Source organism: Pseudomonas sp. Y5-11 (assembly GCF_022368695.1).
Classification (GTDB): Bacteria; Pseudomonadota; Gammaproteobacteria; order Pseudomonadales; family Pseudomonadaceae; genus Aquipseudomonas; species Aquipseudomonas parakoreensis.
Genome location: NZ_CP058974.1, coordinates 1 through 16,081, shown reverse-complemented (window position 1 = coordinate 16,081; position 16,081 = coordinate 1). Strand labels below are relative to the sequence as shown.

At 55.8% G+C, this 16,081-nt stretch carries 12 protein-coding genes, 1 tRNA gene and 1 pseudogene; all 14 read left to right on the top strand.

From position 1 onward, the window contains the following. Nucleotides 1-156, top strand: a pseudogene (locus HXW87_RS00070) (elongation factor Tu); the annotation flags it as partial. Between the two features lie 53 nt (nucleotides 157-209). Next, nucleotides 210-285: transfer RNA gene (locus tag HXW87_RS00065), tRNA-Trp, on the top strand. Between the two features lie 45 nt (nucleotides 286-330). Then, the gene (gene secE, locus HXW87_RS00060) at nucleotides 331-699 is read left to right on the top strand and encodes a preprotein translocase subunit SecE (RefSeq protein WP_041074957.1); all 369 of its coding nucleotides are present in this window, start codon (nucleotides 331-333) and stop codon (nucleotides 697-699) included. A gap of 9 nt (nucleotides 700-708) precedes the next feature. After that, entirely contained in the window at nucleotides 709-1,242 is a 534-nt protein-coding gene (gene nusG, locus HXW87_RS00055; RefSeq protein ID WP_025113545.1) for a transcription termination/antitermination protein NusG, read from the top strand. A 117-nt stretch (nucleotides 1,243-1,359) separates the two neighbouring features. Continuing rightward, complete coding sequence (gene rplK, locus HXW87_RS00050) at nucleotides 1,360-1,791, top strand: 50S ribosomal protein L11 (protein ID WP_003228756.1); 432 nt, start codon at nucleotides 1,360-1,362, stop codon at nucleotides 1,789-1,791. Then, entirely contained in the window at nucleotides 1,791-2,486 is a 696-nt protein-coding gene (gene rplA, locus HXW87_RS00045; protein WP_003228754.1) for a 50S ribosomal protein L1, read from the top strand. Before rplK ends, rplA begins: the two co-directional genes overlap by 1 nt. 198 nt (nucleotides 2,487-2,684) lie before the next feature. Further along, nucleotides 2,685-3,185 (top strand): 50S ribosomal protein L10, encoded by a 501-nt coding sequence (gene rplJ, locus HXW87_RS00040; protein WP_003228752.1) that lies wholly within the window; start codon nucleotides 2,685-2,687, stop codon nucleotides 3,183-3,185. A 74-nt stretch (nucleotides 3,186-3,259) separates the two neighbouring features. Next, the gene (gene rplL / locus HXW87_RS00035) at nucleotides 3,260-3,625 is read left to right on the top strand and encodes a 50S ribosomal protein L7/L12 (RefSeq protein WP_041074960.1); all 366 of its coding nucleotides are present in this window, start codon (nucleotides 3,260-3,262) and stop codon (nucleotides 3,623-3,625) included. A gap of 221 nt (nucleotides 3,626-3,846) precedes the next feature. After that, nucleotides 3,847-7,920: a DNA-directed RNA polymerase subunit beta gene (gene rpoB / locus HXW87_RS00030; protein WP_239778274.1), complete on the top strand. Its 4,074-nt coding sequence runs from the start codon at nucleotides 3,847-3,849 to the stop codon at nucleotides 7,918-7,920. 63 nt (nucleotides 7,921-7,983) lie between these two features. Further along, nucleotides 7,984-12,183, top strand: a complete 4,200-nt coding sequence (rpoC, locus tag HXW87_RS00025; RefSeq protein ID WP_047296933.1) for a DNA-directed RNA polymerase subunit beta' — start codon at nucleotides 7,984-7,986, stop codon at nucleotides 12,181-12,183. Nucleotides 12,184-12,398: 215 nt separating this feature from the next. Next, nucleotides 12,399-12,770, top strand: a complete 372-nt coding sequence (rpsL, locus tag HXW87_RS00020) for a 30S ribosomal protein S12 (RefSeq protein ID WP_003186084.1) — start codon at nucleotides 12,399-12,401, stop codon at nucleotides 12,768-12,770. 107 nt (nucleotides 12,771-12,877) lie between these two features. After that, a complete protein-coding gene (rpsG, locus tag HXW87_RS00015; RefSeq protein ID WP_003228745.1) occupies nucleotides 12,878-13,351 on the top strand; it encodes a 30S ribosomal protein S7 in 474 nt (157 codons plus the stop codon). A gap of 30 nt (nucleotides 13,352-13,381) precedes the next feature. Further along, nucleotides 13,382-15,487 (top strand): elongation factor G, encoded by a 2,106-nt coding sequence (gene fusA / locus HXW87_RS00010; protein ID WP_047296931.1) that lies wholly within the window; start codon nucleotides 13,382-13,384, stop codon nucleotides 15,485-15,487. 31 nt (nucleotides 15,488-15,518) lie between these two features. Next, on the top strand, nucleotides 15,519-16,081 hold a 563-nt coding region (locus HXW87_RS00005), incomplete at its 3' end, for a GTP-binding protein (protein ID WP_146218498.1).

The window sequence follows — 16,081 nt, the reverse complement described above, 5'->3', positions numbered from 1 at the left end:
CTGCCAGAAGGCGTTGAAATGGTAATGCCAGGTGACAACATTCAGATGACTGTTACCCTGATCAAAACCATCGCGATGGAAGACGGTCTGCGTTTCGCTATCCGTGAAGGCGGTCGTACCGTCGGCGCTGGTGTAGTGGCCAAAATCATCGAATAAGCAGTTGTAATGTATTTTTCGGGCCGGCATAATGGTCGGCCTGATTTTGTTTTAGGTCAGTAGCTCAATTGGCAGAGCGACGGTCTCCAAAACCGTAGGTTGGGGGTTCGATTCCCTCCTGACCTGCCAGATTCACTCGGTGTGTCTGGCTTTCTTTTCACAGGATCTTCATAGATGACTCCTAAGGCTGAAGCTCAAGGCTCTCGCTTCGATCTGCTAAAGTGGCTTGTGGTAGCTGCTTTGGTGGTTGTGGGTGTAGTTGGCAATCAGTATTACGCTGCTTCGCCGATCCTGTACCGTGTACTCGCACTGCTCGTGATTGCTGCTGTTGCTGCCTTTGTAGGCCTGCAGACTGCAAAGGGCAAGTCGTTCTTCGTACTGGTTAAGGAAGCGCGCACCGAGATTCGTAAAGTCGTATGGCCAACTCGCCAGGAAACTACGCAGACAACGCTAATTGTTGTTGCTGTGGTTATCGTTATGGCGTTGCTGTTGTGGGGGGTTGATTCCCTGCTCGGCTGGCTTGTTTCCTTGATTGTCGGCTAAGGGTGTCCCGTGGCTAAGCGTTGGTACGTTGTGCATGCTTACTCGGGTTACGAGAAGCATGTCATGCGCTCGCTGATTGAGCGCGTTAAGCTGGCTGGCATGGAAGATGGCTTCGGCGAAATTCTGGTTCCCACTGAAGAAGTGGTTGAAATGCGTAATGGCCAGAAGCGCAAAAGCGAACGCAAGTTCTTCCCAGGCTATGTGCTGGTACAGATGGATATGAACGAGGGTACTTGGCACTTGGTCAAGGATACTCCTCGGGTGATGGGCTTCATTGGCGGTACCGCCGACAAGCCTGCTCCAATCACCGACAAAGAGGCGGAAGCCATTCTGCGTCGCGTGGCCGATGGTAGTGATAAGCCGAAGCCGAAGACTCTGTTTGAGCCGGGTGAGGTGGTTCGGGTTACCGATGGTCCATTCGCTGACTTTAACGGCACCGTCGAAGAAGTTAACTACGAAAAGAGCCGTGTCCAGGTGGCAGTGCTTATTTTCGGTCGCTCTACTCCGGTAGAGTTGGAGTTCAGTCAGGTCGAAAAGGTCTAACTGAACAAGCATCCCAACCCCGCAGCCCTAGGCTGTGGGGTTTTGTCGTCACTGGGATAAACGCGCAAGTAACCGGGGAGCCTTTCGAGGCGTTCGAACCCGTAATTGGAGTGCCTCATGGCCAAGAAGATTACCGCTTACATCAAGCTGCAAGTGAAGGCCGCTCAGGCTAACCCAAGCCCACCTGTTGGTCCTGCTCTGGGTCAGCACGGCGTGAACATCATGGAATTCTGCAAGGCTTTCAACGCCCGTACTCAGGGTCTTGAAGCAGGTCTGCCGACTCCAGTGATCATCACTGTCTACAGCGACCGTAGCTTCACTTTCGAAACCAAATCCACCCCTGCTTCGGTTCTGCTGAAGAAGGCGGCCGGTCTGACCAGCGGTTCCGCTCGTCCGAACACCGTTAAGGTTGGCACTGTTACCCGTGCTCAGCTGGAAGAAATCGCGAAAACCAAAAACGCGGATCTGACTGCAGCTGATATGGATGCAGCCGTGCGTACTATCGCCGGTTCTGCTCGTAGCATGGGCCTTAACGTGGAGGGTGTGTAATGGCTAAGCTGACCAAGCGTCAAAAGGCTATCGCCGGCAAAATCGAAGCAGGCAAGGCCTACAACATTGTAGACGCTGCTGCTCTGCTGGCTGAGCTGTCGACTGTCAAGTTCAGCGAGTCGTTCGACGTTGCTGTAAACCTGGGTGTAGACCCGCGTAAATCCGACCAGGTTGTTCGTAGCGCTACTGTGCTGCCGCACGGCACTGGCAAGACCGTTCGCGTTGCTGTGTTCACCCAGGGTCCAGCTGCTGAGGCCGCTCTGGCTGCCGGCGCTGACCGTGTAGGTATGGACGACCTGGCTGCCGAAATGAAAGGCGGCGACCTGAACTATGACGTAGTGATCGCATCCCCGGATGCCATGCGCGTTGTAGGTCAACTGGGTCAGATCCTCGGTCCACGTGGCCTGATGCCTAACCCGAAAGTCGGCACCGTAACTCCAGACGTAGCCACCGCGGTTAAAAACGCCAAGGCTGGTCAGGTTCGTTATCGCACCGACAAAAACGGCATCATCCACACTTCCGTTGGCAAGATCGGCTTCGATGCCGTCAAGCTGAAGGAAAACGTTGAAGCCCTGATCGCTGATCTGAAGCGTATCAAGCCAGCTTCTTCGAAAGGTATCTACGTCAAGCGCGTTACCCTGAGCACCACTATGGGCCCAGGTCTGGTTATCGATCAGAGCTCGCTGGACGCGTAAGACAAAGGTTGGCGCGTTTGATCGCGCCAATTGAAAGATTGGGGTCCCTGCCTGGCGGGGGCTATCCAAGACCGTAGGCGACGCAAGTCTTAAACCATAAGCCTACGCAGATGGTGCTCCCGGTTCCTTACCGAATCAGACACCAAAACGACATTCGGTTTCGACCGAGTGAAACGGTAACAAGCAGGAGTTAAACCCGTGGCAATTAATCTCGAAGACAAGAAGGCCATCGTCGCTGAAGTCAACGAGGCTGCCAAAGTCGCTCTGTCCGCTGTCGTGGTTGATGCCCGTGGCGTAACAGTAGGCGCAATGACCGGACTCCGTAAAGAGGCTCGTGAAGCTGGCGTTTACGTACGTGTTGTACGTAACACCCTGCTCAAGCGCGCTGTTGCTGACACTGAATACAGTGTCCTCAACGACGTGTTCACCGGCCCGACCCTGATTGCATTCTCGAACGAACATCCGGGCGCTGCTGCCCGTATCTTCAAAGAGTTTGCCAAGGGTCAGGACAAGTTCGAGATCAAGGCAGCTGCGTTCGAGGGCAAGTTCCTCGCAGCTAATCAGATCGACGTACTGGCAACTCTGCCGACCCGTGACGAAGCAATTTCTCAGCTGATGAGCGTGATTCAAGGCGCTACCAGCAAATTGGCTCGTACTCTGGCGGCAATTCGCGACCAGAAAGAAGCTGCCGCAGCCTAAGGCTCGTCGACTTCTCGCGTTTTTTGTTTATTTCGATGGTCGCGTAGGCCGTCCCCCAATTCAGGAATTGAGTCATGTCTCTGACTAACGAACAAATCATCGAAGCAATCGGCCAGAAATCCGTAGTGGAAATCGTTGAGCTGATCAAAGCGATGGAAGAAACCTTCGGCGTTACCGCTGCTGCCGCTTCGGCTGGCCCAGCTGTAGCTGCTGCTGCTGTTGAAGAGCAAACCGAGTTCAACGTTGTTCTGGTTGAAGCCGGCGAGAAGAAAGTAAACGTGATCAAGGCAGTTCGTGAACTGACCGGTCTGGGCCTGAAAGAAGCCAAAGAGAAAGTCGATGGCGCTCCTCAGGTTGTAGCTGAAGGCGTTTCGAAAGAAGCTGCTGAAGACGCTAAGAAGAAGCTGGAAGAAGCAGGCGCTAAAGTCGAGCTGAAATAAGTATCGACTTTGCTCCTCCGGCCCGAGCGTCAAGCGACAGGCTGATGGCTGGTGGCTCTTGCCACCGGCCTTTTTCCGTTATTGGCAGCCGACTGGGTCGGTGCTGATAAAGGCGCTGTAACCACCCGATGCGGTGGCGCAAACCATGGGGTTTGCACGATTTTCTGGCTGCTCCCGTCGGGAGGGGCCAAACAAGCAGGTGACCAAGCTGGGGAACGCTGATGGCTTACTCATATACTGAGAAAAAACGTATCCGCAAGGACTTTAGCAAGTTGCCGGACGTCATGGATGTGCCGTACCTCCTGGCCATCCAGCTGGATTCGTATCGTGAATTCTTGCAAGCGGGAGCGACTAAAGATCAGTTCCGCGACGTGGGCCTGCATGCGGCCTTCAAATCCGTTTTCCCGATCATCAGCTACTCCGGCAATGCTGCGCTGGAGTACGTCGGTTATCGCTTGGGCGAACCGGCATTTGATGTCAAAGAATGCGTATTGCGCGGTGTAACTTTCGCCGTACCTTTGCGGGTAAAAGTGCGCCTGATCATTTTCGACAAAGAATCGTCGAACAAAGCGATCAAGGACATCAAAGAGCAAGAAGTCTACATGGGCGAAATCCCATTGATGACTGAGAACGGTACCTTCGTAATCAACGGTACCGAGCGTGTTATCGTTTCCCAGCTGCACCGTTCCCCGGGCGTGTTCTTCGACCACGACCGCGGCAAGACGCACAGCTCCGGTAAACTGCTGTACTCCGCGCGCATCATTCCTTACCGCGGTTCGTGGCTGGATTTCGAGTTCGACCCGAAAGACTGCGTATTCGTGCGTATCGACCGTCGTCGCAAGCTGCCGGCCTCGGTACTGCTGCGCGCGCTCGGCTACACCACCGAAGAAGTGCTGGACGCGTTCTACACCACCAACGTATTCCACGTTAAAGGCGAAGGCCTGAGCCTGGAACTGGTGCCTCAGCGTCTGCGCGGTGAAGTGGCTGTCCTCGATATCCAGGATGATAAAGGCAAGGTGATTGTAGAGCAGGGCCGTCGTATTACTGCCCGCCACATCAACCAGCTGGAAAAAGCCGGGATCAAAGAGCTGGACGTGCCTCTGGACTACGTTCTGGGCCGCACTACCGCCAAGGTCATCGTGCATCCGGCTACCGGCGAAATCCTGGCAGAGTGCAACACCGAGCTGTCGACCGAAGTCCTGGCGAAAATTGCCAAGGCGGGCGTTGTTCGCATTGAAACTCTGTACACCAACGACATCGACTGCGGTCCGTTCATCTCCGACACGCTGAAGATCGACTCCACCAGCAACCAATTGGAAGCGCTGGTCGAAATCTATCGCATGATGCGTCCAGGCGAGCCGCCAACCAAAGACGCTGCCGAAACCCTGTTCAACAACCTGTTCTTCAGCCCTGAGCGCTATGACCTGTCTGCGGTCGGCCGGATGAAGTTCAACCGTCGTATCGGTCGTACCGAAATCGAAGGTTCGGGCGTGCTGTGCAAGGAAGACATCGTCGCGGTCCTGAAGACTCTGGTCGACATCCGTAACGGTAAAGGCATTGTCGATGACATCGACCACCTGGGTAACCGTCGTGTTCGCTGCGTAGGCGAAATGGCCGAGAACCAGTTCCGCGTTGGCCTGGTACGTGTTGAGCGTGCGGTCAAAGAGCGTCTGTCGATGGCTGAAAGCGAAGGCCTGATGCCGCAAGACCTGATCAACGCCAAGCCAGTGGCTGCGGCGGTGAAGGAGTTCTTCGGTTCCAGCCAGCTCTCGCAGTTCATGGACCAGAACAACCCGCTGTCCGAGATCACCCACAAGCGTCGTGTCTCTGCACTCGGCCCTGGCGGTCTGACTCGTGAGCGTGCAGGCTTTGAAGTCCGTGACGTACACCCGACTCACTATGGTCGTGTCTGCCCGATTGAAACGCCGGAAGGTCCGAACATCGGTCTGATCAACTCCCTGGCTGCTTACGCCCGCACCAACCAGTACGGCTTCCTGGAAAGCCCGTACCGTGTGGTGAAAGAGGGTGTGGTCACCGACGAGATCGTGTTCCTGTCCGCCATTGAAGAAGCCGATCACGTGATCGCGCAGGCTTCGGCGACCATGAACGAGCAGAAAGTCCTGATCGACGAACTGGTAGCCGTACGTCACCTGAACGAATTCACCGTCAAGGCGCCGGAAGACGTCACCCTGATGGACGTTTCGCCGAAGCAGGTAGTTTCGGTTGCAGCGTCGCTGATTCCGTTCCTCGAGCACGACGACGCCAACCGTGCGTTGATGGGTTCGAACATGCAGCGTCAAGCTGTACCAACCCTGCGCGCTGACAAGCCGCTGGTCGGTACCGGCATGGAACGTAACGTGGCTCGCGACTCCGGCGTTTGCGTCGTGGCTCGTCGTGGCGGCGTGATCGACTCCGTTGATGCCAGCCGTATCGTGGTTCGGGTTGCTGATGATGAAGTTGAAACCGGTGAAGCCGGTGTCGACATCTACAACCTGACCAAATACACCCGCTCGAACCAGAACACCTGCATCAACCAGCGTCCGCTGGTGGGCAAGGGTGATCGTGTTCAGCGTAGCGACATCATGGCTGACGGCCCGTCCACCGACATGGGTGAGCTGGCACTGGGTCAGAACATGCGCATCGCGTTCATGGCATGGAACGGCTTCAACTTCGAAGACTCCATCTGCCTGTCCGAGCGTGTGGTTCAGGAAGACCGTTTCACCACGATCCACATTCAGGAACTGACCTGTGTGGCGCGTGACACCAAGCTTGGCCCAGAGGAAATCACTGCGGACATCCCGAACGTGGGTGAAGCTGCACTGAACAAGCTGGACGAAGCCGGTATCGTTTACGTAGGTGCTGAAGTAGGCGCAGGCGACATCCTGGTGGGTAAGGTCACTCCGAAAGGCGAGACCCAACTGACTCCGGAAGAAAAACTGCTGCGTGCGATCTTCGGTGAAAAAGCCAGCGACGTTAAAGACACCTCCCTGCGTGTACCTACCGGTACCAAAGGTACTGTCATCGACGTACAGGTCTTCACTCGCGACGGCGTTGAGCGTGATGCTCGTGCTCTGTCGATCGAGAAGTCCCAGCTGGACGAGATCCGCAAGGATCTGAACGAAGAGTTCCGTATCGTAGAAGGCGCGACCTTCGAACGTCTGCGCTCCGCTCTGGTAGGCCACAAGGCTGAAGGCGGCGCCGGTCTGAAGAAAGGTCAGGACATCACCGACGAAGTTCTCGACGGTCTTGAGCATGGTCAGTGGTTCAAACTGCGCATGGCTGAAGATGCTCTGAACGAGCAGCTCGAGAAGGCTCAGGCCTACATCGTTGATCGTCGCCGTCTGCTGGACGACAAGTTCGAAGACAAGAAGCGCAAACTGCAGCAGGGCGATGACCTGGCTCCAGGCGTGCTGAAAATCGTCAAGGTTTACCTGGCAATCCGTCGTCGCATCCAGCCGGGCGACAAGATGGCCGGTCGTCACGGTAACAAGGGTGTGGTCTCCGTGATCATGCCGGTTGAAGACATGCCGCACGATGCCAATGGCACCCCGGTCGACGTCGTCCTCAACCCGTTGGGCGTACCTTCGCGTATGAACGTTGGTCAGATCCTTGAAACCCACCTGGGCCTCGCGGCCAAAGGTCTGGGCGAGAAGATCAACCGGATGGTCGAAGAGCAGCGTAAAGTCGCTGAGCTGCGCACCTTCCTGGACGAGATCTACAACCAGATCGGCGGTCGTAACGAAGATCTGGACAGCTTCTCCGATCAGGAAATCCTGGATCTGGCGAAGAACCTGCGTGGCGGTGTTCCAATGGCCACTCCAGTGTTCGACGGTGCCAAGGAAAGCGAAATCAAGGCCATGCTGAAACTGGCAGACCTGCCGGAAAGCGGCCAGATGCAGCTGACTGACGGCCGTACCGGCAACAAGTTCGAGCGTCCAGTTACCGTTGGCTACATGTACATGCTGAAGCTGAACCACTTGGTAGACGACAAGATGCACGCGCGTTCTACCGGTTCGTACAGCCTGGTTACCCAGCAGCCGCTGGGTGGTAAGGCGCAGTTCGGTGGTCAGCGTTTCGGGGAGATGGAGGTCTGGGCACTGGAAGCATACGGTGCTGCATACACTCTGCAAGAAATGCTCACAGTGAAGTCGGACGATGTGAACGGCCGTACCAAGATGTACAAAAACATCGTGGATGGCGATCACCGTATGGAGCCGGGCATGCCCGAGTCCTTCAACGTGTTGATCAAGGAAATTCGTTCCCTCGGCATCGATATCGATCTGGAAACCGAATAACACGTGACGCGATCGAGAGCGGGGCAGGACTGCCCGCTCTCTGCTCCGCCAGGAGGAAAGGCCTTGAAAGACCTACTGAATTTGCTGAAAAACCAGGGTCAAGTCGAAGAGTTCGACGCCATCCGTATCGGATTGGCCTCGCCTGAGATGATCCGCTCGTGGTCGTTCGGTGAAGTTAAAAAGCCGGAAACCATCAACTACCGTACGTTCAAACCTGAGCGTGACGGTCTGTTCTGCGCCAAGATCTTTGGCCCGGTAAAGGATTACGAGTGCCTGTGCGGTAAGTACAAGCGCTTGAAGCACCGTGGTGTGATCTGCGAGAAGTGCGGCGTTGAAGTCGCACTGGCCAAGGTTCGTCGTGAGCGCATGGCGCACATCGAACTGGCTTCGCCGGTTGCCCACATCTGGTTCCTGAAATCGCTGCCGTCCCGTATCGGTCTGCTGATGGACATGACCCTGCGTGATATCGAGCGCGTTCTCTACTTCGAGAGCTACGTCGTTATCGATCCGGGCATGACTACCCTTGAAAAAGGTCAGCTGCTGAACGACGAGCAGTACTTCGAAGCGCTGGAAGAGTTCGGTGATGACTTCGACGCCCGCATGGGTGCTGAAGCTGTCCGTGAACTGCTGCACGCTATCGACCTGGAACACGAGATTGGCCGTCTGCGCGAAGAAATTCCGCAAACCAACTCGGAAACCAAGATCAAGAAGCTGTCCAAGCGTCTGAAGTTGATGGAAGCCTTCCAGGGTTCCGGCAACCTGCCAGAGTGGATGGTGCTGACCGTTCTGCCGGTTCTGCCGCCAGATCTGCGTCCACTGGTCCCGCTGGATGGCGGTCGTTTCGCGACTTCCGACCTCAACGATCTGTATCGTCGAGTGATCAACCGTAACAACCGTTTGAAGCGTCTGCTGGATCTGTCCGCTCCGGACATCATCGTGCGCAACGAAAAGCGTATGTTGCAGGAAGCTGTCGATGCACTGCTCGACAACGGTCGTCGTGGCCGCGCTATCACCGGTTCGAACAAGCGTCCTCTGAAATCCCTGGCTGACATGATCAAGGGTAAGCAGGGTCGTTTCCGTCAGAACTTGCTCGGCAAGCGTGTTGACTACTCCGGTCGTTCGGTAATTACCGTAGGCCCGACCCTGCGTCTGCACCAGTGCGGTCTGCCGAAGAAGATGGCTCTCGAGCTGTTCAAACCGTTCATTTTCGGCAAGCTGGAAATGCGTGGTCTGGCGACCACCATCAAAGCGGCCAAGAAGATGGTCGAGCGCGAGCTGCCAGAGGTTTGGGACGTTCTCGCTGAAGTGATTCGCGAACACCCGGTTCTTCTCAACCGTGCACCGACCCTTCACCGTCTGGGTATCCAGGCGTTTGAACCGGTACTGATCGAAGGTAAGGCTATCCAGCTGCACCCGCTGGTCTGCGCCGCGTACAACGCCGACTTCGACGGCGACCAAATGGCCGTGCACGTACCGCTGACGCTGGAAGCCCAGCTCGAAGCGCGTGCGTTGATGATGTCGACCAACAACATTCTGTCGCCAGCCAACGGTGAGCCAATCATCGTTCCGTCGCAGGACGTTGTATTGGGTCTGTACTACATGACTCGTGAAGCGATCAACGCCAAGGGCGAAGGTCGTGTGTTCGCGGATCTGCAGGAAGTTGACCGTGTGTTCCGTGCCGGCGAGGCCGCACTGCACGCCAAGGTTAAAGTGCGTATCAACGAAACCGTCAACGACCGTGACGGCAACAGCGTGAGCAACACTCGTATCGTCGACACCACTGTCGGCCGTGCGCTGCTGTTCCAGGTGGTGCCGAAAGGTCTGTCGTTCGATGTCGTCAACCTGCCAATGAAGAAAAAGGCGATCTCCAAGCTGATCAACCAGTGCTACCGCGTGGTTGGTCTGAAAGAGACCGTGATCTTTGCTGACCAGTTGATGTACACCGGTTTCGCTTACTCGACTATCTCCGGCGTTTCCATCGGTGTTAACGACTTCGTTATCCCGGACGAAAAAGCCCGCATCATCGGTGCAGCCACCGACGAAGTGAAAGAGATCGAGAGCCAGTACGCCTCCGGCCTGGTAACCCAGGGCGAGAAGTACAACAAAGTGATCGACCTTTGGTCGAAGGCAAACGACGAAGTTTCCAAGGCGATGATGGCCAACCTCTCGAAAGAGAAAGTCATCGACCGTCACGGCGACGAAGTTGACCAAGAGTCCTTCAACTCGATGTACATGATGGCCGACTCGGGTGCGCGGGGTTCCGCAGCACAGATTCGTCAGCTGGCCGGTATGCGTGGTCTGATGGCCAAGCCGGACGGTTCCATCATTGAAACGCCGATTACTGCGAACTTCCGTGAAGGTCTGAGCGTACTCCAGTACTTCATCTCGACTCACGGTGCTCGTAAAGGTCTGGCGGATACCGCGTTGAAAACTGCGAACTCCGGTTACCTGACTCGTCGTCTGGTAGACGTGGCGCAGGATCTGGTTGTAACCGAGATCGATTGCGGCACCGAACACGGTCTGCTGATGACTCCGCACATTGAAGGCGGTGACGTTGTAGAGCCGTTGGGTGAGCGCGTATTGGGTCGTGTTATTGCCCGTGACGTATTCAAGCCAGGCACCGAGGACGTTATCGTTCCTGCCGGTACTCTGGTGGACGAGAAGTGGGTCGAGTTCATCGAGCTGAACAGCATCGACGAAGTGATCGTGCGTTCGCCGATCAGCTGCGAAACCCGCTATGGCATTTGCGCCAAGTGCTACGGCCGTGATCTGGCTCGTGGTCACCAGGTGAACATCGGTGAAGCGGTCGGCGTTATTGCTGCCCAGTCCATCGGTGAGCCGGGTACCCAGCTGACGATGCGTACGTTCCACATCGGTGGTGCGGCAAGCCGTACTTCCGCAGCCGACAGCGTTCAGGTGAAGAATGGCGGTACCGTCCGTCTGCATAACCTGAAACACGTTGAGCGAGTGGATGGCCACCTGGTTGCCGTGTCCCGTTCCGGTGAGCTGGCCATCGCTGATGACTTCGGTCGTGAGCGTGAGCGTTACAAGCTGCCGTACGGTGCTGTGATTTCGGTTAAAGAAGGTGACAAGGTCGACGCTGGCGCAATCGTCGCCAAGTGGGATCCGCACACTCACCCGATCGTTACCGAAATGAAAGGTACCGTGACCTACGTGGGCATGGAAGAAGGCATCACGATCAAGCGTCAGACTGACGAATTGACCGGTATGACCAACATTGAAGTACTCGATGCGAAAGATCGTCCAGCTGCGGGCAAGGAAATCCGTCCAGCAGTGAAGATGGTCGACGACAACGGCAAGGATCTGTTGCTGCCAGGCACTGACGTTATCGCTCAGTACTTCCTGCCAGCCAACGCCCTGGTCGGTGTTGCGGACGGTGCGAAGATCGCGATCGGTGATGTTATCGCTCGTATCCCGCAAGAAACTTCGAAAACCCGCGACATCACCGGTGGTCTGCCGCGTGTTGCCGACCTGTTCGAAGCTCGTCGTCCGAAAGAGGCGTCGATTCTGGCTGAAGTCAGCGGTACTATCGCGTTCGGTAAAGAGACTAAAGGCAAGCGCCGTCTGGTTATTACCCCGAACGACGGTAGCGATCCGTACGAAGAGCTGATTCCGAAGTGGCGTCACCTGAACGTGTTCGAAGGCGAACAGGTTAACCGCGGCGAAGTTATCTCCGACGGTCCAAGCGATCCGCACGACATCCTGCGTCTGCTGGGTGTGAGCGCGCTGGCCAAGTACATCGTGAACGAGATCCAGGACGTTTACCGTCTGCAAGGCGTGAAGATCAACGATAAGCACATCGAGACCATCCTGCGTCAGATGCTGCGTAAAGTTGAGATCTCCGAGTCCGGCGATTCCAGCTTCATCAAGGGCGACCAGATGGAACTGACTCACGTACTGGTAGAGAACGAGCGTCTGAATGCGGAAGACAAGTTTGTCTCCAAGTTCACCCGCGTTCTGCTGGGTATCACCAAGGCGTCGTTGTCGACCGAATCGTTCATCTCGGCGGCTTCCTTCCAGGAAACCACCCGCGTACTGACCGAAGCGGCAGTCACCGGCAAGCGCGACTACCTGCGCGGCCTGAAAGAAAACGTGGTCGTGGGTCGTCTGATCCCGGCCGGTACCGGTCTGGCTTATCACAGCGAGCGCAAGCGTCGTCGTGATGCAGACAAGCCGTTGCGCGTAAGCGCCAGTGAAGTGGAAGCTGCACTGACCGAAGCGCTGAACTCGAGCGGTAACTGAGTTCTGCGGTAAATAAGCTGAGGCCCTGATCGCTCCGTTCGTCGAATCGAGACAAATTGTCAAGGTTCGACGGGCGGGGTGGTCGGGGCCTTGCCTTGACTGGGGGCAAGATCCTCTTTAGACTCTTGATCCCCTAAATTTGGCGGGAATCCGTTCCTGTCATTTTGCTTTTCTTGCAAGACAATAGCGTCGCAAGACAACAGTGGAGCTAGTAGATGGCAACTATCAACCAGCTGGTACGTCAGCCGCGTAAGCGTATCGTCGAGAAATCCGACGTACCTGCGCTGCAGAACTGCCCGCAACGTCGTGGCGTGTGCACCCGTGTGTACACCACTACGCCGAAAAAACCTAACTCGGCACTGCGTAAAGTATGCCGTGTGCGTCTGACCAACGGTTTCGAGGTTTCCTCGTACATCGGTGGTGAAGGCCACAACCTGCAAGAGCACAGCGTGGTACTGATCCGCGGCGGTCGTGTAAAAGACTTGCCAGGTGTTCGTTACCACACCGTTCGCGGCTCCTTGGATACTTCCGGCGTTAAAGGCCGTAACCAGGGTCGTTCGAAGTACGGTACCAAGCGTCCGAAGTAATCGGCCGTTTTGCAGATTTTCATTTTATTGAGTCGATAAGAGTAAGGTCGGGCTTGCATCCACTGGATCTGTCCCGAACTAACCTGAAGACCGCTTGAGGGCTTATCATGCCAAGACGTCGCGTAGCAGCAAAGCGTGAGATTCTGGACGATCCGAAATACGGAAGCCAGATCCTCGCCAAATTCATGAACCACGTTATGGAAAGCGGCAAGAAAGCCGTTGCCGAGCGTATCGTTTATGGTGCCCTGGAAACCGTGAAGGCTCGTAAGGCCGGCACCGATCCCCTGGAACTCTTCGAAAAAGCACTCGACGCCATCGCTCCGCTGGTCGAAGTGAAGTCGCGCCGCGTTGGTGGTGCTACTTACCAGGTTCCGGTCGAGGTTCGTCCTTCCCGCCGTAACGCTCTGGCAATGCGCTGGTTGGTAGACTTCGCACGTAAGCGTGGCGAGAAGTCTATGGCTCTGCGCTTGGCTGGCGAACTGCTGGATGCTGCTGAAGGTAAAGGTGCTGCTGTTAAGAAGCGTGAAGACGTGCACCGTATGGCCGAAGCCAACAAAGCTTTCTCGCACTACCGCTTCTAATTTTAGCTTCACTAATTTTGCGAGGGCTTTATGGCTCGTACTACTCCGATTAGTCGCTACCGTAACATCGGTATCGTCGCTCACGTGGATGCTGGTAAAACCACCACCACCGAGCGCGTCCTTTTTTACACTGGCAAAAGTCACAAAATGGGCGAGGTGCATGACGGCGCCGCGACCACAGACTGGATGGTGCAGGAGCAGGAGCGTGGTATTACCATTACTTCTGCTGCCATCACCGCCTTCTGGAAAGGTTCCGAGAAGCAGTATCCTCACGAACACCGCTTCAACGTCATCGATACCCCGGGCCACGTAGACTTCACCATTGAAGTTGAGCGTTCCCTGCGCGTACTCGACGGCGCTGTGGTTGTATTCTGCGGTACCTCGGGTGTTGAGCCTCAGTCGGAAACCGTATGGCGTCAAGCCAACAAATACGGCGTTCCACGTCTTGTTTACGTAAACAAGATGGACCGTGCTGGTGCCAACTTCCTGCGCGTGATCGGTCAGATCAAACAGCGTCTGGGTCACACTCCGGTGCCGATTCAGCTGGCTATCGGTTCGGAAGACAACTTCCAGGGCCAGATCGACCTGATCAACATGCAGGCTGTTTACTGGAACGACTCTGACAAGGGTATGGTTCCTGTTCGCAAGGAAATCCCTGCGGACATGCTCGAGCTGGCTACTGAGTGGCGCAGCAACATGGTTGAGGCTGCGGCCGAAGCCAGTGAAGAGCTGATGAACAAGTACCTGGAAGGTGAAGAGCTGTCGATCGAAGAGATCAAGGCTGCTCTGCGTCAGCGCACTATCGCTGGCGAAATCGTTCTGGCTGTGTGCGGTTCTTCGTTCAAGAACAAGGGCGTTCCCCTGGTTCTCGACGCCGTTATCGACTTCCTGCCTGCTCCAACCGACATTCCTGCGATCAAGGGCTCCAACCCTGATAACGAGGAAGAGGAAATGGAGCGTCACGCAAGTGACGACGAGCCGTTCGCGGCACTGGCGTTCAAAATCGCTACTGACCCATTCGTGGGTACCTTGACCTTCGTCCGTGTTTACTCGGGCGTGTTGAACTCCGGCGACGGTGTGATCAACTCGGTTAAAGGCAAGAAAGAGCGCGTGGGTCGTATGGTGCAAATGCACGCAAACGCCCGTGAAGAGATCAAGGAAGTGCGCGCTGGCGACATCGCGGCCCTGATCGGCATGAAGGACGTCACCACTGGTGAAACCCTCTGCAACGCTGACAAGCCAATCATCCTGGTTCGTATGGACTTCCCGGAGCCGGTTATTTCGGTTGCCGTAGAGCCTAAGACCAAGGATGACCAGGAAAAAATGGGTATCGCACTGGGCAAGCTGGCTCAGGAAGACCCGTCTTTCCGCGTTAAGACTGATGAAGAGACTGGTCAGACGATCATCTCCGGCATGGGCGAGTTGCACCTGGACATCCTGGTTGACCGGATGCGCCGTGAGTTCAACGTCGAAGCCAACATCGGCAAGCCTCAAGTTTCGTACCGTGAGCGCATCACGAAGAACTGCGAAATCGAAGGCAAGTTCGTTCGCCAGTCCGGCGGTCGCGGCCAGTTCGGTCACTGCTGGATCCGTTTTGCTCCTGCTGACGAAGGTCAGGAAGGTCTGCAATTCCTGAACGAAGTAGTAGGTGGTGTGGTTCCTAAGGAATACATCCCGGCTATCCAGAAGGGTATCGAAGAGCAGATGAAGAACGGCGTTGTTGCCGGCTATCCGCTGATCGGCCTGAAGGCTACCGTGTTCGATGGTTCTTACCACGACGTCGACTCCAACGAGATGGCGTTTAAAGTGGCTGCTTCCATGGCGACCAAGCAACTGGCCCAGAAGGGTGGTGGTGAGTTGCTCGAGCCGATCATGGCGGTAGAGGTTGTTACGCCTGAAGACTATATGGGTGATGTAATGGGCGACCTTAACCGTCGTCGCGGCATGATCCAGGGTATGGAAGACACAGTGTCCGGCAAGGTTATCCGTGCCGAGGTTCCACTGGGTGAGATGTTCGGTTATGCGACCGACGTTCGTTCCATGTCCCAGGGTCGCGCAAGCTACTCTATGGAATTCAAAAAATACGATACGGCTCCGTCGCACATCGTCGAATCCGTAACCAAAAAACAAGGCTGATTCAGCCCCTTTAGGCTAGGAGTTAATTGTCGTGGCTAAAGAAAAATTTGATCGTTCCCTACCGCACGTCAACGTTGGCACCATCGGTCACGTTGACCACGGTAAAACCACTCTGACCGCTGCTCTGACTCGCGTCTGCTCCGAAGTTTTCGGTTCGGCCGTAGTTGAATTCGACAAGATCGACAGCGCTCCAGAAGAAAAAGCTCGCGGTATCACCATCAATACCGCGCACGTTGAGTACAACTCGAACATTCGTCACTACGCTCACGTTGACTGCCCAGGTCACGCTGACTATGTGAAGAACATGATCACCGGTGCTGCTCAAATGGACGGCGCTATCCTGGTTTGCTCGGCCGCTGATGGTCCGATGCCACAAACCCGTGAGCACATCCTGCTGTCCCGTCAGGTAGGCGTTCCGTACATTGTGGTTTTCCTGAACAAGGCTGACCTGGTAGACGACGCTGAGCTGCTGGAACTGGTTGAGATGGAAGTTCGCGACCTGCTGTCCACCTACGACTTCCCGGGCGATGACACTCCAATCATCATCGGTTCGGCTCGTATGGCGCTGGAAGGCAAAGACGACAACGAGATGGG

Coding starts and splice junctions, on each gene's coding strand:
- secE (WP_041074957.1), top strand. CDS start 331: ATGACTCCTAAGGCTGAAGCTCAAGGCTCTCGCTTCGATCTGCTAAAG.
- rplK (WP_003228756.1), top strand. CDS start 1,360: ATGGCCAAGAAGATTACCGCTTACATCAAGCTGCAAGTGAAGGCCGCT.
- rplA (WP_003228754.1), top strand. CDS start 1,791: ATGGCTAAGCTGACCAAGCGTCAAAAGGCTATCGCCGGCAAAATCGAA.
- rplL (WP_041074960.1), top strand. CDS start 3,260: ATGTCTCTGACTAACGAACAAATCATCGAAGCAATCGGCCAGAAATCC.
- rpoB (WP_239778274.1), top strand. CDS start 3,847: ATGGCTTACTCATATACTGAGAAAAAACGTATCCGCAAGGACTTTAGC.
- rpsL (WP_003186084.1), top strand. CDS start 12,399: ATGGCAACTATCAACCAGCTGGTACGTCAGCCGCGTAAGCGTATCGTC.
- rpsG (WP_003228745.1), top strand. CDS start 12,878: ATGCCAAGACGTCGCGTAGCAGCAAAGCGTGAGATTCTGGACGATCCG.
- fusA (WP_047296931.1), top strand. CDS start 13,382: ATGGCTCGTACTACTCCGATTAGTCGCTACCGTAACATCGGTATCGTC.